Source organism: Paenibacillus sp. FSL F4-0087 (assembly GCF_038020215.1).
In the GTDB taxonomy this organism is placed as follows: Bacteria; Bacillota; Bacilli; order Paenibacillales; family Paenibacillaceae; genus Paenibacillus; species Paenibacillus taichungensis.
This window is the reverse complement of sequence record NZ_JBBODJ010000001.1, coordinates 3,118,963-3,145,722: the sequence shown is the minus strand read 5'-3', so window position 1 is coordinate 3,145,722 and position 26,760 is coordinate 3,118,963. Positions and strand designations below refer to the sequence as shown.

Annotated in this window: 22 protein-coding genes; 2 read left to right on the top strand and 20 right to left on the bottom strand. The window is 49.1% G+C overall.

The annotated features are described in order from the left end of the window. Window positions 1-44 precede the first annotated feature (44 nt). The 4 genes from MHB84_RS14675 to MHB84_RS14660 form a co-directional block, all read right to left on the bottom strand. Window positions 45-1,955 carry a tetratricopeptide repeat-containing glycosyltransferase family 2 protein gene (locus MHB84_RS14675; RefSeq protein ID WP_076287410.1) on the bottom strand — a complete coding sequence of 637 codons (1,911 nt, stop codon included), beginning with the start codon at window positions 1,953-1,955 and terminating at the stop codon, window positions 45-47. Next, window positions 1,906-4,269, bottom strand: a complete 2,364-nt coding sequence (locus MHB84_RS14670; RefSeq protein WP_076287409.1) for a TPR domain-containing glycosyltransferase — start codon at window positions 4,267-4,269, stop codon at window positions 1,906-1,908. The genes MHB84_RS14675 and MHB84_RS14670 overlap by 50 nt, the downstream gene beginning before the upstream one ends. Before the next feature lie 78 nt (window positions 4,270-4,347). After that, on the bottom strand, window positions 4,348-5,793 hold the full coding sequence (locus MHB84_RS14665) for a DUF6385 domain-containing protein (protein WP_256716708.1): 1,446 nt from the start codon (window positions 5,791-5,793) through the stop codon (window positions 4,348-4,350). A 45-nt stretch (window positions 5,794-5,838) separates the two neighbouring features. Then, entirely contained in the window at window positions 5,839-6,336 is a 498-nt protein-coding gene (locus MHB84_RS14660; RefSeq protein ID WP_076287408.1) for a DUF6385 domain-containing protein, read from the bottom strand. Between the two features lie 233 nt (window positions 6,337-6,569). Between MHB84_RS14660 and MHB84_RS14655 the strand changes: the two genes are divergently transcribed. After that, a complete protein-coding gene (locus tag MHB84_RS14655) occupies window positions 6,570-7,103 on the top strand; it encodes a hypothetical protein (RefSeq protein ID WP_076287407.1) in 534 nt (177 codons plus the stop codon). A 28-nt stretch (window positions 7,104-7,131) separates the two neighbouring features. Beyond that, on the top strand, window positions 7,132-7,713 hold the full coding sequence (locus MHB84_RS14650; protein ID WP_076287406.1) for a hypothetical protein: 582 nt from the start codon (window positions 7,132-7,134) through the stop codon (window positions 7,711-7,713). A 94-nt stretch (window positions 7,714-7,807) separates the two neighbouring features. Here the strand turns inward: MHB84_RS14650 and MHB84_RS14645 are convergent, their stop codons facing one another. From MHB84_RS14645 to MHB84_RS14570, 16 genes are all read right to left on the bottom strand, one after another. Further along, entirely contained in the window at window positions 7,808-9,148 is a 1,341-nt protein-coding gene (locus tag MHB84_RS14645) for an MFS transporter (protein WP_076287405.1), read from the bottom strand. A 71-nt stretch (window positions 9,149-9,219) separates the two neighbouring features. Then, a complete protein-coding gene (locus MHB84_RS14640) occupies window positions 9,220-10,398 on the bottom strand; it encodes a winged helix-turn-helix domain-containing protein (protein WP_076287404.1) in 1,179 nt (392 codons plus the stop codon). 139 nt (window positions 10,399-10,537) lie between these two features. Further along, the gene (locus tag MHB84_RS14635; protein WP_076287403.1) at window positions 10,538-11,332 is read right to left on the bottom strand and encodes an ABC transporter ATP-binding protein; all 795 of its coding nucleotides are present in this window, start codon (window positions 11,330-11,332) and stop codon (window positions 10,538-10,540) included. A gap of 2 nt (window positions 11,333-11,334) precedes the next feature. Then, window positions 11,335-12,195 carry an ABC transporter permease gene (locus MHB84_RS14630; RefSeq protein ID WP_064642035.1) on the bottom strand — a complete coding sequence of 287 codons (861 nt, stop codon included), beginning with the start codon at window positions 12,193-12,195 and terminating at the stop codon, window positions 11,335-11,337. Between the two features lie 150 nt (window positions 12,196-12,345). After that, window positions 12,346-13,395, bottom strand: coding sequence for an ABC transporter substrate-binding protein (locus MHB84_RS14625; protein WP_076287401.1), 1,050 nt, complete (start codon window positions 13,393-13,395; stop codon window positions 12,346-12,348). Between the two features lie 321 nt (window positions 13,396-13,716). Then, window positions 13,717-14,355, bottom strand: coding sequence for a helix-turn-helix transcriptional regulator (locus tag MHB84_RS14620; protein ID WP_076287707.1), 639 nt, complete (start codon window positions 14,353-14,355; stop codon window positions 13,717-13,719). A 22-nt stretch (window positions 14,356-14,377) separates the two neighbouring features. Then, complete coding sequence (trhO, locus tag MHB84_RS14615; RefSeq protein WP_076287400.1) at window positions 14,378-15,265, bottom strand: oxygen-dependent tRNA uridine(34) hydroxylase TrhO; 888 nt, start codon at window positions 15,263-15,265, stop codon at window positions 14,378-14,380. A 251-nt stretch (window positions 15,266-15,516) separates the two neighbouring features. Beyond that, the gene (locus MHB84_RS14610) at window positions 15,517-16,941 is read right to left on the bottom strand and encodes a YfcC family protein (protein ID WP_246318049.1); all 1,425 of its coding nucleotides are present in this window, start codon (window positions 16,939-16,941) and stop codon (window positions 15,517-15,519) included. A gap of 4 nt (window positions 16,942-16,945) precedes the next feature. Continuing rightward, window positions 16,946-18,139, bottom strand: coding sequence for a M20 family metallopeptidase (locus tag MHB84_RS14605; protein WP_076287399.1), 1,194 nt, complete (start codon window positions 18,137-18,139; stop codon window positions 16,946-16,948). 373 nt (window positions 18,140-18,512) lie between these two features. Further along, window positions 18,513-19,421, bottom strand: a complete 909-nt coding sequence (locus tag MHB84_RS14600) for a LysR family transcriptional regulator (protein WP_076287398.1) — start codon at window positions 19,419-19,421, stop codon at window positions 18,513-18,515. A gap of 129 nt (window positions 19,422-19,550) precedes the next feature. Continuing rightward, the gene (locus tag MHB84_RS14595) at window positions 19,551-20,657 is read right to left on the bottom strand and encodes a DUF5050 domain-containing protein (RefSeq protein ID WP_076287397.1); all 1,107 of its coding nucleotides are present in this window, start codon (window positions 20,655-20,657) and stop codon (window positions 19,551-19,553) included. A 58-nt stretch (window positions 20,658-20,715) separates the two neighbouring features. Next, window positions 20,716-22,221: a sensor histidine kinase gene (locus tag MHB84_RS14590; protein WP_076287396.1), complete on the bottom strand. Its 1,506-nt coding sequence runs from the start codon at window positions 22,219-22,221 to the stop codon at window positions 20,716-20,718. Then, on the bottom strand, window positions 22,218-22,928 hold the full coding sequence (locus MHB84_RS14585) for a response regulator transcription factor (RefSeq protein WP_076287395.1): 711 nt from the start codon (window positions 22,926-22,928) through the stop codon (window positions 22,218-22,220). Before MHB84_RS14585 ends, MHB84_RS14590 begins: the two co-directional genes overlap by 4 nt. Window positions 22,929-23,229: 301 nt before the next feature. After that, on the bottom strand, window positions 23,230-24,636 hold the full coding sequence (locus tag MHB84_RS14580) for an MATE family efflux transporter (protein WP_076287394.1): 1,407 nt from the start codon (window positions 24,634-24,636) through the stop codon (window positions 23,230-23,232). Between the two features lie 305 nt (window positions 24,637-24,941). After that, window positions 24,942-25,805 (bottom strand): carbohydrate ABC transporter permease, encoded by an 864-nt coding sequence (locus tag MHB84_RS14575; protein ID WP_076287705.1) that lies wholly within the window; start codon window positions 25,803-25,805, stop codon window positions 24,942-24,944. A gap of 54 nt (window positions 25,806-25,859) precedes the next feature. Then, a complete protein-coding gene (locus MHB84_RS14570; RefSeq protein WP_076287393.1) occupies window positions 25,860-26,741 on the bottom strand; it encodes a carbohydrate ABC transporter permease in 882 nt (293 codons plus the stop codon). Window positions 26,742-26,760 lie beyond the last annotated feature (19 nt).

Below are 26,760 nucleotides of genomic sequence, written 5' to 3'. Positions count from 1 at the left end.
CTCCCTCCTTCCTATTCGGGGTTCTGCTCTCTTTCATTCAATCTTCAAAACTCAAAACCATCCGGCCCCGGTAAATCCAGCCTAATCTGTTGAACCACAGGCCAACAACGATCTCGCTGTCCTTCTGTCCCTTGAGCATATGCCTCCAAATGATGATCGGCAGCACTGACAAGCCCTTTCACCAGCCAGCTCGTTCCGACACGTGAATCGGAGGCTCCGGGAAAGGGTTCTCCCGCTTCCTGCCGGGCTCCTTCCACCAATGGATACACTCCTTCTGCCAACTGCCCCTGACCAAGCTGGACCAGCGTATGCAGCACATCCCATTTCCCGGATTGCACACATCCTTCCATCATCAGTCCAAGTGCCTGCCAGCCATTATATGCTGTTCCAGCACCCACGTTTGAGTCGTCATTTTGGGCAACGGCTTGTGAACTACTGATTCTTTCTGCCTGTTGATATCGCTCCGACTCCGTACCCGGTTGCGAATGACGGTACAGCCAAGAAGTCAGTTGATCTTTCCCCTCGATCGTTCTACCTTCAATCCAGTCTAGTCGCTCTATCCAATGGGTAGCTGACACAGAAAGCTCTCCTTTTTTTCGCCGTACCGTCTCCAGCTTAAGGCGTGCCTTGTTCCATTTCCTCTGTTGAATCTGAAGCAAAGCCTCAGCCATGGATAACCTCCCCCTCATCTCCGCTGAAAGGTCTGAAGATATGTCTGGCAACAACTGCACAGCTGTATCATAGCAACGACACTGCTCCAGAATGCCCAATACTTTCTGAATTGCCTCTTCTGAAGTCATTGCAAATCGCTCCCTAATCAGTTCCACCAAGTGTTGCTCTTGACCCGAAACCCGCATGATCCGAAAAATCCGGTACAAGGGCGGCAGCAGGCTCGATTTGGCACGGACTGCTTCCACATAAGCATCCACTGCGCCTTCAAGGTCCGCCCGCCCCTCCAGCAGCCTCCCCAGGGTATACCAGGTCTGATAGGCTCCGATTCCTTCTTCCGTATGAAATATGGGTGGCGGCGGTCCCATACGAACAGCTTCACGCAGTGATAGCTCTGCCTTTTCGGTCTCGCCCAACGCCTCCTCACATACTCCGCGATGATGCAGCAGGTCCGTGTATTCTGGGAAGAGTTCAAGAGCAGCATGGATGTGATCCAATGCTTCCTGCCAGCGACTCAAATTCTGGAAACAGCGAATCTCATATTTGAACAACAGATGTGCATAACTTGTCAGGGTGGGATCAATTCCCGCTTTTGCTACCCCAAACGTCTTCAGCGCCTGTTCCGTTTCTCCCATCCGTAAATACTCAACACCCAGGTTATAGTGATGGAACGGCTGATCTGGCTCTTCCTCCACCGCCTGTTGAAGCAAACGCAAATTCCGGTTCACCTTATCTTTGCGCTCCACAATGGCCGTCTGATACCCGTAATGGTGGATGATCATGTCTGTCACGTGAAAAGCAGCCTGTGGATTTTTCCGACAAATTGCCACCGCGATCTGCTCATGAATCCGACCCTCGAACCGATGCTCCGGCTCGTTCCTGAAGAGGCGCAATACTGGATTTACCGTCACCCCTTGCTGACCAGAACCTGTATAATTATGAATATTTAAAAACAATCCGTCACATCCGCTGGCTGCCGTCCAGCTTCTGATCTGCTCCCGTGCTGTCTTATCCAGCGCCTCGTCCGCATCGAGAAAAAGAATCCATTCGCCCGAAGCCTGCTCCAGCCCAGCATTTCGTGCCGCGGCAAAATCGTCGCTCCACACAAACGGCACAACCACTGCCCCATATTCCCTGGCAATGGCAGCACTTCGGTCCGACGAACCGGTATCCACAACAATGATCTCGTCCACCGCCCCGCGGACACTTTCAAGACAATGAGGCAACAGTTCTTCTTCATCCTTCACGATCATGCATAATGAAATGTGAATGTGTTTGGTCGGCAAGCTGGTTCCTCCTCTCCTTCGCATGGAACACCGTACGCCAAGGAATGCCTTCGGCGGTTCGTAGCTGCGTTTCCAGCACAGTCTGTTGTGCCATAAGTTCTTTGTCAGCGGGAGAACGAGTTTGTTCGTGTCTGATAACCCCTAGCGCCTGCCGCATATAACAGACAGCAGCTCCAGCCCTCGCCTGCCGCTGTTCTGAGTCCTTCTCCAATGCCTGCTGGAAAAGAATCAATGCCTGATCATAATGCCCTTTAGCATACACGGCTTCCCCGAGGTAAAAGAGGCTTTCCGCATCCAAATCACCTTGTGACATACATTGAATCAGCAGCTCTGCGGCTGCCATGGTGTATCCCTGGCGGTAAAGAACAGCGGCCAGCCAACGGCTATGAACACCATTTCCATCGTGTTCAGGGCTAATTGCAGCCATCTTCTCGTACAGGTTCCTGGCAAACGCCAGTTGTCCCATTTGTACTGCCCGAATCAATATGTTCTTACTCAGCTCCGTTGCAGCCTGAAGCGTCTGGTGAACTATTTCCCCATCTCTGTCATCCTCGGCATGCACCCGTTTTCCCGTATCCAGCAGGCCATTCAGCAATCTCCATCCTTCCCTCTCCTGAGGTTCTGCTGCTGCCATAAATGATTCGGATACAGACAACTCATTTGCCCAAAAGGTCAATGCCAAGTCTAGTCGTTGCTCAGGTTGGAGGTTTACGCCCGCACGTTGCTCGTCACTCCATTGTTTCTGCACGAACTGCAACGCATCTGATACCCTGTTGTCACATAACATCCAATACAGGTACTCTTCATGTTTTATACGCGTATTTCGGGCATCTCCATGTAGCAAGTCTAATGCTTGCCCATACGCTCCGCTGGAAGCAAGTGCATACACCACATATGCCTGACCATCATCGTATGTGACTCCGCTCAGATCTGGATCCTCTTTCTTTGAATGCTCTTTCCAGCGTGCGCATAGTGTCTCTGTTATGCTTTCATCCGTCTCTCCGGATTGCTGCAATACATCGGCTAACCCTGTCCATGCAGGAGCATACGTGATCTCACTCCCCAGAGCCAGGCTGTACAGATGAGCAGACTCCTGCAGAAAGCCTCTTTTCTGTGCAAGCCTTCCCATGGCTGTATAGGCCTTGTAGCTATCGCTACCTATATCCGTTACGTAATGTCTTTCCAATCGGGCTGGCTCTCTGTGAACATCATCAGAGGACTTGCCCTCACGTAATTCATCGCTTCCCGGTTTATCTGTTTGCTCGATTGCTTGCTGATGTATGCCTCGAATCTCTGCCTTGTTATTGTCCTTGAGATCAGCTCCATTGAAGCCCTCCCGGCAATCTGTTGCTCTTGCATAGGACTTGTAGGCCCTCTCCTCTAGACCCTGTTGCTCCAAAATCTCTCCATATATCAGATGCAGGTCGGCATACCCCGCATAACGCTGTCTTTCTACCGCCAATAATCCATGAGCCTCGTCATAACGCCCCATTGCCAGTAGAACCTTGGCATAGTCCCGAACCAGGGTGGAGCGATACGGAGCGTGCAGCGGTGTATGAAGAAAGGATTCAGTAAAGGCTTCTGCTGCCTGTTCGATATTCCCTAACTGGCAGTATGTCACCCCCACATTATAGAGGTGAAAAGGTTGCCCCGGACGATCAGCTAATTCCTGCTGCAAAAGCTTTAGATTACGCAAAGGTTTATGTCCTAGAGCAATCGTGGACGGCAAATAACCATCATGAACCAAACGCAGTGGAGCCAAGGGTTCATGCTCAGCGATACCGTCTTCCTCACGGGTAGAGGAGTCGTTTATTTCCAGAGCCCCTTCTTCTTGTTTTCCATTATCCTTTGCTCCTCCACGAACCAATTGCTCATGTATACGCCCCGCATACCGATATCCTTTGTGGGCGCGAAAAAGACGCACAGGTTGGAAGATCACACGCTCTCCCGCTCCCTCGCCAATTCGGTTCTCTATCGTAATCCGTAGTCTCAAAACGCTCTTATGGACCTTCGGTAGATAATCCAAAAGCTCTTCCAATCCCTGTATGACATACTCATCCGCGTCCAGACACAGAATCCATTCTGTGCTCGCGAGAGGCAAACTTATATTTCTGGCATGTGCAAAATCATCTTCCCAACGGGCGTGAAGCACGGTTGCTCCATAATGTCTGGCGATCTCCGGTGTACGGTCTGTTGAGCCGGTATCTGTGATGAAGCATTCGCTGCCAATCGGCTTGAAGCTGTCGAGACAGCGGGCCAGATGATGTTCTTCATTTTGCACAATCATATGAATTCCGAGTAACCTGTTCTGCATATGCAGCCACCTCCAATGCAAAAAAGTACATGAAGCCCATCAAAGGGACTCCATGTACCTATATGACAACTAGCCAGATTATGTGCCTTGTCCATTGAAGAACACATCAATCGTGCTGGGTGCTCCCAGCAGACTGGAGCGGTAGGAAAGACGTGTATATTTGAGAAAACGCTGTGGCACCAGAACATCCACCGAGCCTGGCAAAATCCCGGTCACCGTGTCCACATCATCGTACCAGTTGGTACCGTTGGCACTGATTTCAACGCGGGCATCAACCCGGTTAAGCCCCGGACCCCTGTTATATACAAAGAAAGAATAAGTGCCGAATACACTCGTCGTGACCGCCGGAAGCGGTGTAAACGTGTTTGCCGTCGGCGTACTAAGAAGCTGTGATTCCTGAAAGCTCTTTTGCGAAATGGACGTCACGCTGCTGAGTGTACCCGCTGTAATGGTGGCTCCCAATACGCTGGTAATGGTACCATTTAACAAGTTCGTCAATGTTCCGGCTGTAATGGTGGCACCCAGTACACTGGTAATCGTACCGTTCAGCAAATTCGTTAACGTTCCGGCTGTCACGGTAGCTCCCAATACGCTGGTGATGGTACCATTTAACAAGTTCGTCAGTGTTCCTGCGGTAATCGTAGCTCCAAGGACACTGGTGATTGTACCCGCAGTGATTGTTGCTCCAAGCACACTGGTGATCGTTCCTGCGGTGATCGTCGCTCCGAGGACACTCGTGATTGTACCGTTTAGCAAGTTCGTCAGCGTTCCCGCCGTCACTGTGGCTCCAAGCACGCTGGTGATTGTTCCGGCTGTAATTGTCGCCCCAAGTACACTCGTGATTGTACCGTTCAGCAAGTTTGTCAGCGTCCCCGCTGTCACCGTGGCTCCAAGCACGCTGGTGATCGTTCCTGCTGTAATTGTCGCTCCGAGGACACTCGTGATTGTACCGTTTAGCAAGTTGGTTAGTGTTCCCGCTGTCACTGTGGCTCCAAGCACGCTGGTGATTGTTCCTGCTGTAATCGTCGCTCCGAGGACACTCGTGATTGTACCATTCAACAAGTTGGTCAACGTTCCTGCGGTGATTGTAGCTCCAAGCACGCTGGTGATGGTACCATTGAGCAGGTTTGTTAATGTCCCCGCAGTAACGGTTGCCCCGAGCACACTTGTGATCGTTCCGGCAGTAATGGTAGCTCCCAGAACACTGGTGATCGTACCATTCAGCAGGTTTGTTAATGTTCCGGCTGTGATGGTTGCGCCAAGCACGCTGTTAATGGTACCCGCCGTGATCGTTGCTCCGAGGACGCTGGTAATCGTTCCGTTCAGAATATTTGTGATGGTTCCGGCATTAATGGTAACGGTAGTGAGACCTGATATATTACTAATCGTACCATCCAAAATAATTCCGAGTACGTTCCCGCTTGTATCGGTGTGAACCGGCTGGGCAGCACCTGTACTATCATGACCAAAAATCAAAGTCCTGAGATTATCCGGATTCGTATTAAACGTTGTAAAGTTAGGCATATGCCTCGTCCTCCTCCCTGGTCAAATCGGTTGTATTCCACGTTCTTACGGCATACGCTGCGCCTGAAAATATACATCGAGCCGGGTTGGCTGATCCGGTTCAACCGATTGGATAACCAGCCGGGTATAACGCAGAAATCGCAGCGGCACCAGCGCTTTGGTTTGACCTCCGGCAATCACTTCCTGGCTGTCCACAGCATAGTCTCTGGCATTAGGGCTGATCTGGATCTGCACAAGAGCCGGATGTTCGCCCCGATTTACAATGCCATATGTGTACATGCTGAGCGATGAGGTGTCTTGAGCCGGAAGAGAATTCATACTACCGTTTGTCTCGGCTCCGACATACGTATGCTCTGTAAAACAGTGAGTAGCACCAGGGAGTGTCGTACGTGAGGAACTACCCTGCTTGAACCGGGGACGAGTAATCCGGGAACAAGGAGGTTTCAGCAATTTAGCGCGGCAGGAACGACGGGATTGGCGGCGGCTGACATATTTAGTTGTTTGGTTCGTTTTCTTCTTGCTACGCTTCGCTGTTCGACTCATATCGATTTCCCCTTAAAAAATGTGCTTCCGCATCGTATGCCTGCATGTAAAATACGGGCACGGCATGCGCCGTTATTTGAGGATTTACTATGCATATCCCAAACCCTTCCCTTGTTTCCCACATACACTGCAAGTACAACCTCTTCACGGCTCTCTTTCAAACTTTCATAGAAACAGCTCATTCCAAAAAAATCGCTTTGATTACTTATTCAAGCAGATTGGAGGTGGATTATATGACCAATTCCAATGTATTTAATCAATCCAACGGCCCCTTATATACTCAACTAACTAATACATTCTCTGCCCCCGGCATTGAGTCCACTCCAGAGGGCGGTGCGGCAGCCGCAGGCAGTTCATTTGCACTGACTACCAATAATGTCAGTGTAGGTGCTGGACTAAATCTGTTGCTGCAGGTCGTTAATGCAGCGGGCAGTGGGCGTACCTTGTACGTCTCTAGGATCAGCGGAGGTACAACCGCAGCTGCTACACTCATTGTCTATTCCGGCGGAACCATTACAGGTGGTACCACACCTGCGCCAGTCAATACATTGTTGGGCAATACCAATACGAGTGTGATGACAACAAGGCAAAATACCGGCTCATTAACGGGAACATTAACAAGCTTGTTAAGCATTCCTCTTACAGCGGGCATGTATATGTTAAACCTGAACGGTTCTATCATCGTCCCTCCAGGGCAGACACTATCCATCAGTGCGGGAACGGGTTCCCAAACCGCCTCCATTAATCTTTCCTGGTGGGAATTCTGACATATCATTTAGAAAAGGAGTGTGCACAATGCCGAATGATCACGTGTTCAACCCGCTAAACCGTCCCGTTTATACGTCCATTACGAATACGTTTACTTCTCCCGGCATTGTGGCTCCACCTGAGAATAATGCAGGTAGTACTGGCAATCTGTACAATGCAGGCTCAACCAACTCCACAACACTAGGATTGCTGGGGGGCAGTGTTATTGCTACTGTCCAACTGACCAACCCAGTCGGGAGCGGTAAAAATGTGTATATATCACGGCTTTCCGGTGGAATCACGGTCGCGCTCAACTTGCTTTCTTCCTTCAGTGGTACCATGACTCTGTCTGCAAATGGAACATTGACATCACCGAGCACACTCACACCGGTAAACAATAATTTATCAAGCAGTAATACGAGCATTGCAACGGTACGATTCTCCGCTGCCGCTCCCACGGGTACCACAACCTTATTGGCTATGCCCTTGCAGGTAGGGCCCTTTCTATCCAACGAGTTAGGACGTTACGTGGTTCCTCCCGGTCAGTCCATTAACCTGTCGGTGAGCGGATCCCTGTCTGTTGGTGGGCTGATGGCCTCCACTTCCTATTTCTCTTGGTGGGAAGCATGATGTACTGCCCTATTAAATAGAAATAGCCGCTTACGGATAAGTAACCGTAGCGGCTGTTCATCGTTCGATCTTCTTTTTACCGTAACAATGGCAATTATGGCTGTCTGACTGACTTCTGTCCAAGTTCTCCAGTCGACTCTACCGGATGCGCTTGTTTCCCCACCCATAAGATTCGTTGCAGCAGCATGCCTGCCAAACCAATGGCCAGTGTCGCCATGCCGATATATTGAAATGTGGGACTGGGTCCTACACTCCGAATCAAGGCGCCGCCAGCAAGTGGAGCAACGACCAGCACGACACTGGAAAGTGAGTTTTGAATACCGAATACACGGCCTACATAGGCAGGCGGAGTTTCTTTTTGTAGCAAGTAATTCAACGTCACCATGAACAGACCATTGCCCACTCCGATGCATAAGCCCCAGATGATGATCCAGAACTCGGACGTTTGAGAACTAACCCAACCAAGCGCAGCAATTCCCGCACCAATCAGCAAATATCCTCCACCCAGCCCCCAGCCATAACCAATTCGCGGAAGGCGATTCAACAGGAGAATGATCACAACCGCACCTGCCCCAGCGGATGATCCCAGCCAGCCAATCAGGGCTTCGTTGCCAGGCTTGATCTCCCGAAACAGCGTCGTAAACTGGTAATCGATCATGAGGATCGCCATTAATCCAAAGCAACCAAACAGCATCGTACTCAGAAGGATGCGGCTGCTCTGAATAAAACGCCAACCTTTCTGCCATTGGCTGAATAAAGATTCCGTGGTCTCCCCCGTTTCCAAAGGACTCCCGTCCGATGAAGACGATTCTGGATTCTCTGTTAGACGCCGTAAAGGCCATAATACGGCTCCGGACAACAGACGTGTAAAAGCATTGATTAAAATACAAACTTGCGGTGAAAATACGGCCACAATGACTGCACCCAGCAGCGGTCCCGCTACTTTGGAGCATTGGCTCACAAAACCGTTCAATGACGATGCCTGGAACAAATGCTCCTCTGCTACTACTTGGCGGGTGAGTGCCTGCTGCGCAGGAACATGGAATACTCCCATTAGCGCTCGTAAAGCAAGAAGCGGTAGCAGCCAAGCCGCACTTGGTGCGAACAGAATTGCAACCGTTAATACAACGGTGATCACATCACATATCATCATGATTTTCACCTTGTGCAAACGATCAGCGAGTGCACCTGCCACTGAGCCAAGTACGATACCCGGAACAGCCATACATACCGGAATAAGGGCAATGATCAGCGGATCAGCACCCCAACGATAAGCGACCATGATCTGGATGGCGAGCGCGTCAAACCAATCTCCAAAGGTTGCAAGCGAATACGCAATAAACATTCGCATGAAGCGGAAGTTGGTCCATAGGCTTTTGGAGGCGCTATTGGACGAAATGGATGATGGATTGGGTTCATTTGAAACGACGGTCATACGTTATACTTCCTCCCCTGATTACAGCCTTGTTGCTGGCTTGTATGTTCCTGGCTGTAATCATAAGGGAGTTATATCAGAGGAAGATCAGAGGATGGAGCAAACGGGGATAAAAATGTGCGGATTTCATCCACAATTTGCTGTCCATAAACAGGTACGCCGTAACTTTTGGAGATATCCGCATGAATTTGAAGGTATTTAGTGCGAAGACGCCCCTCTATCCGGTGATGTGCCATGAACAACAATATCTGGTATGCCGAATTGAGATATAGCGGTGCGTTCAATGTCATTTTCAATACGTCCAGACCATCGTCCATTCTCGGCTCTGCCTCTCGTATTCTCCCTTGTCTGAGCAGCCATAGGCCTTCCATTACTTGAAAACGTCCGATTTCCCGCAAGTATGGCGCATCTTTCAACCCGGAACGCAGAGAAGCCATTTGATCTTCTACCTCTTCGCCGCTGCCACCCCACAGTTCCACATACAACGCTGAGAGCTTTACCGGAAGTCTGAAATGGACCAGTTCATCTTGCTCCATCACATGATACGTTTCAATAAGTCGAGCTTTGGCCTGCTCATACTGGCCCACCTCTGCGTAGACTTCAACAATGTTCAGAATGCGAAGTTCACGAAGCTGTTCGGCAGACAAAGCGGATGAATTCAGAGCCTTTTCGTACAATAGCAGACTCTCCGATGGTTCAATCAGGGTATGTGTAAAAATGAGCAGCCAATACAAACGTTCCTCGAAGGGAATTTCCGTTGTTGTAATCAGCCATTCCAGATCTCCCTGAATAAAGTGGATATACAACTGATAAAATGGATCAATCTCAATGCCCAGCGCTTCTTGCTGATCCAGCAGCGTGAGCATCGACTTGCCCTGCCCATACAGATGATATTTGCGGAACAATCCATGAATCACTTCTCGCATCTCCTGATCTTGGGCGGAAGGGTTAGAGGGCAATATCGCCATATTCGATCGGATGTTAAGCCGGTAACCATAACCACGCACGGTCTCCAGTGCAATTTCTTCCCAACGTTTCAGTTTCTTGCGCAGTCGATACACATGGTCGTCCACGGTGCGTTCAACCGGATATTCCAAGGGCCATACCCGGTCCAGCAGTTGGCTGCGAGTAAAGGCTTTTTCCTTGTTCTCATACAAAAAATGCAGCAGCGCAAATTCCTTCGCCAGCAGGCGGATGGAATCGGTACGCCGGGTTACGCTGTATGTTCCTTCATCGAATTGTAACGACATGCACGGCCCTCCTATGTATGCTTACTAATTGTGGTCCTTATTCTGTTCAACATACCACAAAAACCCTTTGCGAGAACGCAAAAGGTTTTGTAATGTGATGTACTGGCTCTCTTCAGTGATCGCAAGGTGCTCCTTGGATTTAACCCAGCACCACGCGATCATCGGCCATTTTTTTACCACTGATACGTTCAAACTCACCCAATAACTCAGGTACGGTCAGCGTGCGTTTACGTTCTTCACTAACGTCCAAAATAATTCGGCCTTTGTCCATCATTATTAGACGATTGCCCAAACGTATGGCCTGCTCCATATTATGTGTAACCATCAACGTTGTAAGTCTCATCTCACGTACAAGCGTCTCTGTCAGCTCTGTGATCAGCTCCGCACGAGAAGGATCAAGTGCAGCCGTATGCTCGTCCAGCAGCAAAATTTGCGGCTGGGTGAATGTGGCCATCAGCAGGCTGAGCGCCTGACGCTCACCGCCGGATAGAAGGCCCACTTTAGCATTGAGACGTTTGTCGAGCCCGATACCAAGCTTCTCCAACTGGGCGTTGAAAATCTCCCGTCTGGCACGGGTAACTCCAAAGCCCAGTCCCCGGCCCTTGCCGCGTTTGTACGCCATCGCCATATTCTCCTCAATGGACATATGCGGTGCTGTACCCGCCATCGGGTCCTGAAACACACGGCCAATCCAGCTGCTACGCTTATGCTCGGGCAGGTTCTTGATGGAACGGTCATTAATCAGCACATCGCCCATATCGGGCTTCATGACGCCTGAAATAATGTTCATCAACGTTGATTTCCCTGCGCCGTTACTGCCAATCACCGTCACAAAGTCTCCCGGATTCATGGTCAGATTTACACCAACTAGTGCGGTCTTCTCGTCCGTCGTTCCCGGATTAAACAGTTTGGTCACTTGTGTAATCTCAAGCATAATCACATGCCTCCCTTCGCCTGTTGACTCGACGAGCCCATAAGCTCTTCGGTTCGTTTGCGAGCCAGACTTTTCTGCTTCATGGAGCGCTGCATGGTTGGGAAAACAAGTGCGATAATAACGATCACCGCGGTGATTAGCTTCAGATCGGATGTATCGAACCATTCGACCTGGAGTGCGATCGCGACCACAATCCGGTAAATAATTGAACCGACAACTGCCGCAAGAGTGGCCCAGAATACGGTTCTTGCACCCAGAATCGCTTCCCCGATAATAACGGAGGCCAGTCCGATAACGATCATCCCAATTCCCATCGTAATGTCTGCAAAACCAGATTGCTGTGCAATAAATGCTCCAGACAGCGCAACAAGTCCGTTGGACAGACTGACACCAACAATGGTGGTCACATCCGTATTCGCACCGAAGCTGCGAATCATGCGTTTGTTGTCACCTGTGGCGCGCAGTGCCAGTCCGATATCTGTTTTCATAAACAGATCCAGCATGATTTTGAATACCAGCACAACCACGATTATGATGATCATGACATGCTCACCCGAAAATGGGTTGTCCATGCCCATAATGGATTTGTTTGGTGCGCCGAGAATACGCATATTAATCGAATACAAGGCAATCATCATCAGAATACCGGATAACAGCCCGTTAATTTTGCCTTTGGTATGCAGCAGACCTGTACAAGCGCCAGCCACCATTCCTCCAGCCATTGCTGCCAAGCAAGCGAGCCAAGGAGAGAAGTCGTTGGATATCATGACCGCCGCGATTGCGCCTCCAGTTGTAAAACTTCCGTCTACGGTGAGATCGGGGAAGTCCAGTATGCGGAATGTAATATATACACCCAATGCCATCAGTGCATACAACAATCCAAGCTCGATTGCCCCTTCAATTGAACCCCAAGTCAAATTCACATTGCTTCCTCCCTGTCTATCGAAAAGAATGAGGCGAACCCGCCTGCACGTCCGCCTCGCATCCGTACTGCCGGAGGATCTCCAGTCAGATTATTGAATAATGTTGTTATCCTGGTCCTTCACTTCTGCCTTCATCTCATCGGTAACAGTGATACCTTGAGCTTCAGCCGCTTTCAGGTTCAGAATCAGATCCAGCTTGTCCGGCACAGTGACTTTCAAGTCGCCTGGTTTCGATCCATTTTTCAGAATGTCCGCAGCCATTTCACCCACTTGGTATCCGTGATCGTAGTATTTGAAGCCAACGGTTGCGAAAGCCCCTTTTTCCACGGTATCCCGGTCACTGGAGAAGAACGGAATTTTATTTTTATTCGCTGTCTGGATGATTGTATCCACTGCGCTAACTACCGAGTTATCCAGCGTGATATAGAAGGCATCTACTTTGCCAACCAAAGAATCGGTCGCCTGTTTTACTTCGGAAGTGTTCGTAACTGGTGCTTTGACCAGCTTGATATTATGTGTTGCGAGCGCTTTTTCCGCGTTGTTTGCCATCACAACAGCATTTGGTTCGCCCTCGTTAATAACCAGACCTACCGTCTTTACATCCGGCAAATTTTTGGCGATAAAATCAGCCAATTGCACAATCGCCTCCGGGTTCGTATCCGATGCACCTGTTACGTTACCACCTGGCTTGTCCATGTCACTCACCAGTTTGGCACCCAGCGGGTCTGTCACCGCTGCGAACAGCAGTGGCTTGTCCTTTACTTGTTGAGCCAGTGCCAGTGCGGATGGTGTTGCAATCCCTAGGACCAGATCATTTTTGGAATCCCCGGCAATTTTCTGGGCAATGGACAGGTTGTTCGTTGAATCGCCTTGCGCGTTATTGTAGTCAATCGTCAGATTCTTGTTTTCTTCAAGACCAGCATCCTTCAGCGCTGCAATAAATCCTTCACGTGTGGCATCCAACGATGGATGTTCGACGATTTGCGAGATCGCGATGCGATACGATTTTTCTGCCGTACCTTCACCTGTTGTGCCACCAGATCCCTCGGTCGTTGTGCTACCGCCGCTGTTATTTCCGCAACCAGCCGCTACAACCATAGATGCAACCATCATCAGAGACATTAACCATTTCTTTTTCATGTGTGAGAACCCCTCTCCATCTTCTAAAATGTTGATGCCCTCATCGTTATCCAAGTGACACGATAGGGCGGGACAAAACGAACGCTTCAACGCATTGTTGCTTTGATCGACAAAAGCAGACAAATATAGACTTTTCTCATGCGACTGAAGTCCATGACTCGTGTTGGTATTTTATTGTTTCCCTAATATTAAGGTGCGACCTGTTTCCCGTCAATGGTTGAACCGCTTCCAATTTGCATTCATTGCAGATACGTGAGAGAAAACATTACATAAAACAAAAAAAGAGACTGTTCCGAGTGATCGAAACAATCTCTATACATTCTAATTCCCAGCCGCCTCGCGAATCTGGTATGTGCATTTTTTGCCGCCGTCTGCATAACATTCGGTGCGCTCCACATCAGCCTGCAGCAATGAACGGAACAGTTCCAGTTCACAGCGGCAAGCCTGTTTATAGACACTCGCTACCTGCACAATGGGGCAGTTCAGCTCGGTAAGCACATAGGTGCCATCCGATTCCTTGGAGGCATCGGCCATATATCCGTTTGCATTCTGAATGCGCGCGAGTTCCTCGACACGTCCGGCCAGATCCTGACCTTCCATCTGTGGCTGTCCGCTGCGAAGCAGCTTGTCCCGACGGCTCTCGAACAATGCATCCACGACACCGCTGCCCGCTGAATCCGACAGTTCCTCCAGCAGTTCCAGGGTCAGTGATGAATATGATTTTGGGAAAAAGCTATCCCCACGTACCGTCAGATGGTACACAGCGGATGGACGTCCTGCTGTCGCTCTGGCTTCCCGAACCTCAATCCAACCATCCTGCTCCAGTGCCGTGAGGTGGCGGCGGATCGCCATGCCGGTCAGACCAAGCTCAGCTGTCATTTCCCTTGCGGTCATTGTGCCTTGCTGCTTGAGCATGAACAAAATCCGTTCACGCGTCGTTCGTTCCTCTTCGCGCTTCACGATCAGCACCTGCTCTCCCTGCTTATGCGGTTACCGGTGCTGCCTCCCGGCAAGCATCCGAGCAAAAGCGGTTATGCGTCTCTTCGCAATCCTCACAGCATACATGCTGCAGGTTGCAGGTTGGACAATTAATATAACGGTCATGTGTCGTTCCACAGTGATAACAGCTAGCAATCACAATATCTTCATCCGTCCGGTTAATCGGCACGGAAATACGCTCGTCAAATACATAACATTTGCCATCAAACAGACGACCTTGTACCTCATCGTCCTTACCATAGGTAACAATTCCGCCATCAAGTTGTGCCACGTCCTGGAAACCTTCGTTAATCATGAACCCAGTCAGCTTCTCACAACGGATTCCGCCAGTACAGTAGGTAATGATCTTTTTGTCCTTCATGTCACCCAGGTTCTCCCGAATCCATTCCGGGAACTCGCGGAACGATTCAACGTCTGGACGAATCGCGCCTCGGAAATGACCGATCTCGTACTCGTAGTCATTGCGGCCGTCAATTACAATAACATCCTCCTGTTGAAGATGCTCGTAAAATTCTTTTGGGGACAAGCGTTTACCACTAATGACGTTCGGGTCCAAGTCTTCGTCCACGCGGAACGTAACCAGCTCGGCTTTGTGACGAACAAATATTTTTTTGAACGCATGCTCTTCGACATCATCAATCTTGAATACCATATCGCTGAACAGCGGGTTGGCATGCATATCCTTCATGTACTGCTCGGTTTGCTCTGGTGTACCGGATACGGTTCCGTTAATGCCTTCTGAGGCAATCAGAATACGTCCTTTTACACCCAGGTCCTTACAGTATTGCAGATGCTCTTGCGTAAACGTTTCAGGGTCTTCTATCTTCACGAACTTATAATATAAAAGCACGCGGTACGCGCTGTTACACATGTGTATCACCTGTTCCTATTCCATGTTGTTATTGGCCGGATCATCCGACAAGACTACAACGTTGCAACCTTGCTCATTAAAAAGAAAATAAACAGCCGCCCGAAACAATGTCTCGAACTGCTGCTTTGAACATTCGACTTTTATTCCTGCATTCTAGTTTATCGGAAGCGGAATAGCTTAGTCAATATAAATGTATAGAAAGGAATGTAAGTTATGGAATACATTTTTCGTTACTTATCTTAATTGAACGATTAAGAATACTGAATAGCATTGGCAATAAGCATAAATACAATACCCATAGCGATCCACATGACCATCAGCGGCCAAAAGAATCTAACCCATTTCTGATACGGAATGCCGGATACCGCGAGACTGCCCATCAAAGCAGAAGACGTTGGCAGAATCATGTTGGTGAAGCCGTCTCCGAACTGGAACGCCAGTACGGCTGTCTGACGGGTAACCCCGAGCAGATCCGATAATGGAACCATAATCGGCATCGTAGTCACAGCCATACCTGTACCTGACGTGATAAACACGTTCATAATATTTTGGAAGAAATACATACCCAATACCTGCACGGAGGACGGCAATTCGCCAACCGCTGTAGACATTCCGTATACTACGGAGTCAATAACGTTACCCTGATCGAGGACAACCATAATTCCTCTTGCCAGACCGATGATAAAGGCACCATAGGCAATACCACTTGCGCCTTTGACGAATTCACTTGCAATTCGGCTAGGACCGAACCCGGACACGAGACCAGAGATCACGCCCATGCTCAGGAAGAGAGCCGCCAGTTCCTCCATCCACCAGCCTTCTTTGGATACACCCCAGATTAACAGGGCAAAGCCAGCTACAATCGTAATGATGGTCAGAATATGTGTGATGCTAATCGTTGGCAGTTTATTCAGATCCACTGCAGGTGTATCTGCTGCCTGCTCCTGTTCCAGCTCATGCACCAAACCACGAGTTGGATCAGACTTCACTCTGGACGCATACCGCATAATATAGATACTTGTTACGGAGATGAGACACACCAGGATAATCGCACGAAGCCACATACCTGAGAAAATCGGAACTTCTGCAATAGCTTGAGCTAGTCCCACATTGAACGGATTGAGCAGTCCCGCGGTAAAACCACACGAGGCCCCCAGCGAGATCATCGCCGTACCTGTTAGAGCGTCATACCCTAGCGCACGCGCAATGGCGATCCCGATCGGTACAAAGACCATAACCTCCGTGGACATGCCCATCGTAAACCCACCAACGGAGAACAAGGTGATGAATACCGGGATGACCCATAATCCTTTATTAGCGAAAGAACGGGCTACCCTTCCTGTAAGAGCTTCAATCGTTCCCGTGCTCGTAATGATCTGAAATGCACCGCCGATGATGAAAATAAAGAATACAACGTCCGCGGAATCAACCAGTCCGCGAACAATGGACTTGGGAATATCCCACAATCCCGTTGGATTGGCCTCTACATGATGGTATGAACCTGGAACGAGCAAGGATTTGCCTGTTGCTTCATCCTTGACCCGATCAAATTCCCCTGCGGGAATAATATAGGTCAAGACAGTAGCTACCAGCACCAAAATGAACAAGATGACGAAGGTGTGAGGCATTTTGAACCATTTACGCCGTTGTTGTGGTTGTTTTGTTATGTTTTCCAATTCATCATCCCTCGTCCTTCTGTTGTTTCCATGCTTCAAATTCATCACGTACCTGCTTCAATGCTGCCTTGTCTGCGTACAAATCGAACGCTGTCAGTGCAAGTGCCTTCGCCGCACGGTTCAGTTCAATCATGCCTTCCTCTGCTCCGGCAAGCCGGGCAAATTCAGGAGTGTGTGTTGTCGCATCTCCTAACCGAATATACGGATGGATTGCGGCTGTAATTTGGCTTACGTTACCGATATCCGAGGAACCCACACCGCCTGTTTGCGGTGGATCATGTACTTCAATGCCCATATCCTCCAGGTTCTGCTGGAACAGACCCGCCAGAGTCTTGTTGTTATTCCGCTCGGCATAGATCAGGCCTTCTGTAATATCTACCGTAGCCCCAACGCCTTCCGCAGCATGGCGCACGACGCGGTAAACTTTGTCCATGACGACTTTCAGTTCTTCAACTGTCTTTGCCCGAATGATATATACGGCTTCAGCGAGCTCAGGCACCACGTTGGGCGCATCTCCACCCTTGGTTATAATCCCGTTCACCCGAACGTCATCCTTCAAATAAGGACGCAGCGAGTTTATTCCCGCGTACGCGTTGACCAAGGCATCTAGCGCACTAATGCCCTTCTCAGGAGACGAGGCAGCATGTGCCTGCTTGCCGTGGAACGTAAAGGTTGCGTCCACACAAGCCAGCGCACCTCTCAGTACCATCGTTTTTTGCTGCGGGTGACACATCATGACGGCATCCATCTCATTGAATACGCCATCGTTCACCATGATGATTTTGCCACCGCCCTCTTCTTCAGCCGGTGTACCAAGTACGACAATTCGTCCCGGAAGTTCAGGGCAAGCTTCCTTGAGCGCCAATGCTGCACCTACAGCAGAGGTTCCGATCAGATTGTGTCCGCAGGCATGTCCGATGCGGGGCAGCGCATCATATTCAGCGAGCAGTGCAATCGTGGGTCCACCTGACTGACCTTCCCATACAGCGCGGAACGAGGTGTCGAGGCCTGAAATGCCTTTTTCCACCTGAAATCCGGCTGCTTCCAGCGGTTCGGTTAACCACTGTTGTGCTTGGATTTCCTGAAAGCTAAGTTCAGGGTTAGCGTGAATACGCAGGGATAATTCCCGCAAGTCGGGGTCTAGCCGATCTACAGTTTCTTTGATTTTTTGCTTCATAAGAGCTGGGTCAGAATACATATTGTTTTGCCGCCTTTCTTCAAATACAGCATTTCTATATTCAATTCAATCGAATAAATATACAATCAGATTGGATATATTGTATGTGTGACCAAGCTATAAGTAAATTCGAAAAAATTAAGGAATAGCCCATAAAAAATTTTATGGACTCGCTAGATAATAACATATGGATATCATTAGATGTCAGTATAATACTGGTTTATTTACATATTAACCAAGACAGCATCGGTATACATTTTAATCTTATATACATCCTTCGAATCAGTTCCCCCCATAAAAATAACATTGCCAAATGGCAATAAAATTCCTGTTTTGATAAGGAAATATCGGATAATTATGCATAAGCCTAGCACCTGCACCACCACGTCTGTATCTAGCTTCCATCCACAACATGCTGTGTTCCAGCCGTTTTCATTAAATCAACAAAGCGACCAACCGTTGCCTGTTGCAGCACACTTTCCTTATACACCAACCACGTGTTACGCCGCACTCCCTGTCCATTCTGTCGGATTAGTTCCTGCTGATGAAGACCATCCGAAGCAGATACGAAAATACCCGGAATAATGGCATAACCAAGCCCGTATCGCACCATTTCCTTGCATGTCTCATAGCTGTCCACACGCATCGCTACAGTTGGTGAACATTCATAGCGCTCATACCACCAGGCCGCTACTCCTTCTCGGAATGGGTTCACAGGAGATCCACCCGTTTTTGTCAGGGGCTCCTGAAATGCAATTTGCGGAAGCTCGGGAAGTTCATCCAGATTAATGGGTTCACGGGATACAATGCAGACCGGTTCATCGTGCAGCAGATGTTTCCCCTCATACCAGGGATGCTCCCCCCGTATGACACCCACCTGGATTTCGTCCCTCATCAACAGTTCCATAACCTCCACACTTAGTGCACAGGTCACAGCAAACTGAACCTCAGGGTACAGCTCCTTGAACTGCTTTAACAAGGGAGGAAGCTTGTACAACGAATAATGATTGGCAATCCCAAGGCGCAACGTTCCCTTAACCTCATTACGAATGTTAGACAGCTGCTCCTTGACCTGGTTAAGCTCATTGAGCATTTTACGGGCATAGATCGCGAGATGCTCTCCTTCGGGAGTAAATCTGGCGCCTTTTAACGTTTTATCGATAAGTGGCACGCCAAATTCCTTCTCCAATTGCTGCAAACGGTATGTCAAAGCCGGCTGGGTCATAAACATGCGCTCCGCAGCCTTGGTCAGACTGCTTTCTTCGGAAACGCTCAGCAGCAGACGGCAGTCCTTTTCATCCATGATCATGTTCCCCCTTTACTTCTCGTCTCTTCAGTATAACCCAGAAAACCAGCGTTAAAGGTACAGAAAAAGCCCAACTCGATATGAGTCAGGCCCGCCCTGCTGATTTGCTTCTTATTCGATGATGATTTACTGCGAAATCGTAATGACCGAGGTAACAAAGTGGTATGATTCATTTTCCTGCACTGCCTGCGACAGCAAAATCCGGTTGCCTTCCGGACTCCAGCTCAATGGATCAGATGCGTTATCCATTTCAGCTGAGATCTGGAACTGCTCCGCCGATTCCGTATTGGAGACAAATAGCCCTTTTTCATCATCACTTTCCGAATTGATCGTGTAGGCGATTTTGGAATCGTCACCAGACCAGCTCGTGCCGAAGATCTGCGTGCCTCTGGCAAGCGTGGCTTTTTCATTCCCTTCCAGATCGGTCAGCACCAGCGCCCGTTTGGTATCGGCTGTTTTTTTCACAATCGCCAGTCTTGAGCCATCGTTGGATGGAATTACCCTCTCTACACTTTTCAGTACCTGCTTCACTTCACCGGTCTTCGTATCGTAGCTATTCAACTGTCCGTCCGTGCCTGTGATGTAGTAAATCACATTCCCAGAAACGCTGACGCTGCTTACATTGAAGTTTCCCGTCTTGACCAGCGCTTTGGTCGTTCCATCCACACTAGCTGATATGATATCCCCATTCATGTTTGGAAAAACAACATGCTCCTTATCCAGCCATGCTCCTTCAAAGACAAATCCATCGTCCTTGCCCGCAGGTACCACTTCCCCGTTGTGCAGGTTCAGAATAAAGCCTTTGCCTGTCGATTCCTCTGGTTCTCTGTAGAAAATATACTGACTATCCGGGGACACGAGTGGTGAACCCAGACTCACTTCACTTTCCTTCACGGGTGTATCTGTGCCCTTCGTAAGATCATACATGTATAAGTTATGCGGGTAACGTTTCTCACCCTCAACCGTGATAGGCTTCATGGATTCGTTTTCTTTATCCGACAAAATCCAGTCATTGCTTAGCCACGCTACCCCGCGCATATTCGACAGTTTATCGATTTTCTCCAGCTTAAAGCTCTGGTATACCGACGTATTTGTATTGTCCTTCACCGTAATATCCGTGCCTGATTTCCCGTTCTGTGTATGATCCCCTGGTTTCGTTGTTCCCCCGCATGCTGTTGCCGATAATAGGACGATTGCCCCGAGCGTGCCCATAGCCGCCTGTTTCCAATTCATCATGGTCCCTCCTGAGTGCTTTCTATAGACCAAGCATACACATCGCATACTTCCAAAGTTATTCAGACTTGTTTCCAACTTGTAAACTTGAATGCGCCAACGGGAAAATAAGCTGGAACGTTGTCCCTTCTCCGTGTTTCGGATCGCCCGGCAACAATGAGATTGTGCCGCCCTGCTTCTCTACAAATTGCTTGACGAGTGATAGTCCCAACCCGGTTCCTCCGGTTTTTCTAGCCCTGTCTTTATTGACGGTGTAAAAGGGTTCAAAGATTTTCTCGCGCGCCTCGTCCGGAATGGGCGTACCCGAGTTGAAGATGCAAATCACCGCTTGTCGCTCCTGCATTCGCAGTTCATTGCTTACCCGGATGACACCTCCCGGCACATTATATTTGATCGCATTATCCAACAGATTGATGAAAATATGCATCAGGCTTTCCCGATCGCTGCGGATCACCGCAGGCAGTAACACCAGCTCCATGTTCAATGCAAACTTCTCGGCTTTGCCCCGCATCCGGCCACAGGCATCCTCCAGTAGAGCACGAACTTCCACGTCTTCTGCCTGATTCTCAAAATCATATTTCTCCAGAGCAGACAAATGTAATACCTTCTCAACCATCTCGTACAGCCGCTCGGTTTCCTTGCCAATATTGCTCGTGGCATCATTCAGCAATTGTGGATCATCCTTATACATGTCCAACAGCTCTACATACGCCTTAATCGACGTAAGTGGCGTCTTGAACTCATGGCTGATGTTGCCGATATATTGTTTCTGCTGCTGCTCCAGGGCCTGAAGCTTCTCGATGGCAAGCTGAAGCTTCTGCTGTTCCGCATGCATGGCTTCAATATTTTGCTGAATCGATGTGCTCATATAATAAATGCCCTGTCCCAGCTCACCTAATTCATCCTTGCGTCTCACAGGTGATTCAGTAATATAATGCCCTTCACGGATGGAATCGGCAGACCTCTTCAAGCGGGTTATGGCAACGGCAAAACGATTGTAGAAGAGATATCCCAGAATGAAGCTTAGTCCAACAACCGCAATCCCTGCCCACATAAACAACTGAAGGATACGGGCATAAAATTCATGATAGCTCTGAACCGGATACTGCATGCGCACAGCACCCATCTGTCCATCCGGTCCGTCCAGCGGTGCTATGTAGAGCAGGGTATCCCCCTGTTCGTGATAAGCGATTTTATTTTGCAGCGCATAGTTCAGCGTAGCTGTGATATCTGCACTTTCCTCAGACATGATCGATGAACCAACCTGCTGTCCCTTCATATCATAGAGCGCGATTGGCAGACCTGTGGAGCTTGCAAGCTCTTGAGCCAGCCTGCGGCCATTTTGCTGTAAAAAAACCTCCTGCTCCAGACGAACGGACTCGGTATAGTAAGACTGCCGCACATTCAGATTCACCAGTCGGGTCTGCTGGGACAGAATGGTCTCGATCTGCGTCTGCTGGTTGCGCTCAATACCTCGCAATACCAGGGAGCTGAGCACAACGACGGTCAGGATAAGCAATGCGGCCAGAAAAACGCTGAACTTCAGCTTGATGCTGACTCTCATACCAAGCCGCCCGGTTCAGGGGCTGATGCCTTATAGCCAATGCCGTATACCGTCTGCAATTTTTGCTGGTCGGTATCGCCGATTTTTTTGCGCAGCCGCTGAATATGAATATCCACCGTGCGTGTACCCCCGGCATATTCCATGCCCCACACCCGGTCCAGCAGATCATCCCGCGTGTATACACGCTCAGGGTTGGACATCAGAATGGTAAGCAAATCGAACTCTTTTGGCGTCAAATCCAGCTTCTCCTCATTCACCGTCACGGTGCGGTGAGCGATATGGATACGTAGCGTTCCATTGACGATAGCCTGATTCTTGGAATCATCAGATGGTGGACTGCTTTTCTCCACGCGGCGCATCAGTGCCTTTACCCGTGCAAGCAGCTCGCGGATCTCAAACGGTTTGGTCATGTAATCATCCGCGCCCATTTCCAGGCCAACGATCTTATCCACGATATCATTTTTGACAGTGAGCAAAATAATGCCGATATCCTCCCGATCCTCCAGCCTGCGGCATACGCCGTATCCATCCAGTTTGGGCATCATCACGTCCAGAATCATGACCTGCGGATGGAATGAAGCTACCTTGACCAGCGCTTCTTCGCCGTCATTTGCTGTCTCTACTTCATATCCTTCGCGCCGCAGCGCGTAAGCAATGGCACTAACAATGCTTGACTCGTCATCCACGACCAGCACTTTTTTATTCATCGGAATCATCCTCTATATGTGTCATGAGTTATCTTATTCTTTGGATCTATGTTAACAAGGTATGGCCTGATTAGCTATGGAGGACTTTTCGATTTGCGAGAAACGCTAGAAACGTCTGTATCCTCCCAGCTTGGACTTCGCTCCACTTTTTTTATACCCCAAACACAACAAAAAGAGCCCATCATCAGGAGAAATGCTCCATCCCATGATTGGCTCTTCTTTAATAAGACTAACCGCTCCAAGTGCGGCGCCTTTTTATTTCTATACTCCGCTCAAATCGAATTTATTTTCCAAACCATCATCATACTGCTGGCACAGGCTGAGCTCCAACTTCCTCCTCATGATCCAGCAGATCATGTTTCTCCCAAGCCCGGCTCTTCCAGCGGAAATACATAATGACAGCGCGTGTCCACTCGTCTGCGGCAATCGCAAGCCATACACCGGCGAGCCCCATGTGAAGCTTGAACACCAGCAGATAGCCCAGCGGCAGACTCATGCAGACCATGGAGATCAGTCCCATATATACCGGGAACTTCGCATCACCTGCGGCACGAAGAGAACCAATAATCACAATGTTGCAGGTTCGCCCAGTCTCCAGCAGAAGACTGAGCAGGATGACCTGTGCACCCAGTTTTATAATTTCCGGATTATCCGTGAACACACTCATCAGCGGAACACGGAAGAGAATAATAATTACATCGATCACAACCGTTGCGAGCAGCGCCCATTTTACACTGTCGAATACACGTTTGTATGCATCGTTCTTGCGCCGTGCACCGACCAGTCGGCCAACAATAATGGATGTCCCCATTCCGATAGCCATGCTGAATAAATAGATGTAGCTTGAAATGTTACCCGCATATTGCCGGGTCGCCATCGCTTCAGCACCCAGATAGGTCACATACAGTGTGAAGACGAGCTGGCAGGACTGATATACAACGGATTCCAGCGCAGAGGGGATACCAATTCGCAAGATTTTGCTGATAAATTTCTTCGAAAGGTTGATGTAATAGCTAAACTCCACCCTTACATCCATTACCCGATAGAGCAACCAGAAGAAAATAATCAAACAGATCAGACGGCTTCCGACCGTTGAGATCGCTGCCCCTTCTACACCAAGCTTCGGCATGCCGAAATGGCCAAAAATAAGAGCGTAGTTACCAACGACGTGAATCACGTTCATCAGAACAGAAACATACATCGTCTCTTTGGTGTAACCATGCGTACGAATCGTCGCGGCCAGCGCGTTAATCAGCGCCTGAAGGAAGATCCCGCCTCCGACAATACTTATATAAGAACGGGCAAAATCGTATATTTCACCTTGGATATGAAGCAGTGTAAGCAGATGTCCTCCGAACAGAAGGAAGCTTCCGCTCAGGATTAGTCCAACAATCAGATTAAGCGTAATCGCATTACCTGTGACCTGTGCCGCCTCACTCAACTTCTTCGAACCAATATATTGTGCCACAACAATAGCAGCACCATGTCCAATGACTTCCAATACAAGAATCGCAATGGAAATAATCTGGTTGGCTGCTCCGACTCCGGATACTGCATTATCGGACACCGAACTGAGCATGAACGTATCCACGCTCCCCATCAACATAAACAAGAAGAGTTCCAGGAAAATAGGCCATGTTAGCCGAATCAGATTCAGATCTTTGGCATCCGAACGCAAGGACTCTTTGGTTGAGGATATTGCTGTCATTTTCTCACCTTTCCCGTGTGGGCTTTAATTCTTAGGGTATGTTAGCACAGGTAGTTTGAAAATGCAGTAGTTTTGCGAAAAAACTTGAAAGTTTTTTGAAATTCCAATAATAGGTATTTTCAGTTCTTTCATTTAATTTGCATTATAGAGAAGAAATACATTCATATAGTCGTTCTAAATACATGTTCTCAGGAGATATACGAAGTCCGAGACGATGAACAAAAACCCTAACACATCCCTTTTGGACCGGGATATGTAAGGGTCCAAGGTTAAGCTAGCCATTTAATCATATTGAATACATGGGTCTATCCTTTTACCGATCCTGCAGCGATGCCCTCCACAATTCGATTGCTCAAGACGAGGAAAGCGATCAGGATCGGCAGGATGCTGATCATCAGTGTCGCGCCAATCGCTCCCCAATCCGTTGTGTACTGTCCAATAAAATTCTGTACCCCAACAGTCAGCGTCTTGTACGCATCTGTGCTGATGAACGTATTCACGAAGATGAATTCATTCCAGTCATAAATCATGTTGATAATCGCTGTCGTGGCGATCACCGAGGATGTCATCGGCAGGACGATACGGAAGAAAATCCGATGGACAGAGCAGCCGTCCATCACCGCTGCTTCCTCCACTTCCCGCGGAAGGGCATAATAGAAACCAAGCAGGATCATAATGGTGATCGGCATATTAAACGCAATGTATGAAAGAATGACCGACAATGGATGATCTGTAAGATGGAGCTTCAGAAACAGGCTGAACAACGGAATCAGCGTAGAATGCACAGGGATCATCATACCCACCATGAACAGTCCGAGCACCAGAGAACGTCCTTTCCAGCGCATGCGGGTTATCGCGAAGGTGACCAGACTCGCGAACAGTACGGTGAACACAACGGACACCACTGTGATCCAGACACTATTGAAGAAATACAAGCTAATGTTGCCTTCCGTCCACACCTTCACATAATTCTCCCAACGCGGAGTCGCGGGAAGGGCGAACGGTGCCATATCGAATACTTCCTGATTGTTTTTTAGGGAGAACAGCAGCAGCCATATCAAGGGCAGAATCTGCAGCAGCGCCACCAGAATCAACAGAATGTAGAGCAGGACATAGCCAAGCCTTCTCAGCACTGTCGGTCCCGCGCCTGTTCCGGGATAGGCTGGCAACCGAACCGTGGTATCGGTCTTCACAGGGATGGACCTCCTTTCATTTCACTTCACTCAAGAATACTGAATGGTGTCCTTGGATGCCGTAGCCTTTCGAAGCAGCCAGGTTACGACCAGACAGATCACGAGCAGGAAGAAGCCGACAGCACTCCCGTAACCAAAGTCGAATCCACGGAAAGCCTGATGATACATATAAGAAGCCATCACTTCACTGGAGCCATTCGGTCCACCGTCCGTCATCACATAAATGAGGTCAAAGTACTTCAACGAACCAACGACAGCCAGCACGATCGTCACTTTGATCACTTCCGTGATCAGGGGCAGCTTGATTCGGAATGCAATCTGCCAAGGGCTTGCACCATCAATCCGCGCTGCTTCAACCAACGATTCCGGGATATTCTTGAGTGCAGCATAGTAGATCAGAATATAGAATCCCGCATACTGCCACAAGATCGGTACGAACAGCGCATACAATACCAGGGATGGCTCCGCCAGCCAGGCTGGCGGATTGGCAATACCGACAGATTCCAGAAAGGTATTAAGCACACCATTGCTGGGATGGTAAATCTTCAACCATAACTGGGCAATCGCTACGGAGGACAGCAGCATCGGAATCAGATATATTTTCCTGAACAGGTTGGCACCCTTAATTTTGCCTGACAGCACCAGGGCAATCATAAGATAACCGATCAGACTCAGTGCAGAGAACAAGGCCAGTAGAAAGGTATGATATGCACTCTGCCAGAACGTTGCGTCATGAAGCAATCTTGCATAATTTTCAAAACCGATAAAGGTCATTGCGCCGATCCCGTCCCACTGCATCAATCCGTAATATCCGGTCAGCACGATCGGGATATAGATCAGTACCAATAACAGCAGCAGTGCGGGAAGCACGTACAACGCAGCGACTAAACGGTTGGACATGACTTTATCCATCACAATATCCTCCCTATGA

Bases quoted from the DNA above. Each gene is read 5' to 3' on its own strand.
- MHB84_RS14670 (WP_076287409.1), bottom strand. From the start codon at position 4,269: ATGCAGAACAGGTTACTCGGAATTCATATGATTGTGCAAAATGAAGAA.
- MHB84_RS14665 (WP_256716708.1), bottom strand. From the start codon at position 5,793: ATGCCTAACTTTACAACGTTTAATACGAATCCGGATAATCTCAGGACT.
- MHB84_RS14660 (WP_076287408.1), bottom strand. From the start codon at position 6,336: ATGAGTCGAACAGCGAAGCGTAGCAAGAAGAAAACGAACCAAACAACT.
- MHB84_RS14655 (WP_076287407.1), top strand. From the start codon at position 6,570: ATGACCAATTCCAATGTATTTAATCAATCCAACGGCCCCTTATATACT.
- MHB84_RS14650 (WP_076287406.1), top strand. From the start codon at position 7,132: ATGCCGAATGATCACGTGTTCAACCCGCTAAACCGTCCCGTTTATACG.
- MHB84_RS14645 (WP_076287405.1), bottom strand. From the start codon at position 9,148: ATGACCGTCGTTTCAAATGAACCCAATCCATCATCCATTTCGTCCAAT.
- MHB84_RS14640 (WP_076287404.1), bottom strand. From the start codon at position 10,398: ATGTCGTTACAATTCGATGAAGGAACATACAGCGTAACCCGGCGTACC.
- MHB84_RS14635 (WP_076287403.1), bottom strand. From the start codon at position 11,332: ATGCTTGAGATTACACAAGTGACCAAACTGTTTAATCCGGGAACGACG.
- MHB84_RS14630 (WP_064642035.1), bottom strand. From the start codon at position 12,195: ATGGCATTGGGTGTATATATTACATTCCGCATACTGGACTTCCCCGAT.
- MHB84_RS14625 (WP_076287401.1), bottom strand. From the start codon at position 13,395: ATGAAAAAGAAATGGTTAATGTCTCTGATGATGGTTGCATCTATGGTT.
- trhO (WP_076287400.1), bottom strand. From the start codon at position 15,265: ATGTGTAACAGCGCGTACCGCGTGCTTTTATATTATAAGTTCGTGAAG.
- MHB84_RS14605 (WP_076287399.1), bottom strand. From the start codon at position 18,139: ATGTATTCTGACCCAGCTCTTATGAAGCAAAAAATCAAAGAAACTGTA.
- MHB84_RS14600 (WP_076287398.1), bottom strand. From the start codon at position 19,421: ATGGATGAAAAGGACTGCCGTCTGCTGCTGAGCGTTTCCGAAGAAAGC.
- MHB84_RS14595 (WP_076287397.1), bottom strand. From the start codon at position 20,657: ATGAATTGGAAACAGGCGGCTATGGGCACGCTCGGGGCAATCGTCCTA.
- MHB84_RS14590 (WP_076287396.1), bottom strand. From the start codon at position 22,221: ATGAGAGTCAGCATCAAGCTGAAGTTCAGCGTTTTTCTGGCCGCATTG.
- MHB84_RS14585 (WP_076287395.1), bottom strand. From the start codon at position 22,928: ATGAATAAAAAAGTGCTGGTCGTGGATGACGAGTCAAGCATTGTTAGT.
- MHB84_RS14580 (WP_076287394.1), bottom strand. From the start codon at position 24,636: ATGACAGCAATATCCTCAACCAAAGAGTCCTTGCGTTCGGATGCCAAA.
- MHB84_RS14570 (WP_076287393.1), bottom strand. From the start codon at position 26,741: ATGGATAAAGTCATGTCCAACCGTTTAGTCGCTGCGTTGTACGTGCTT.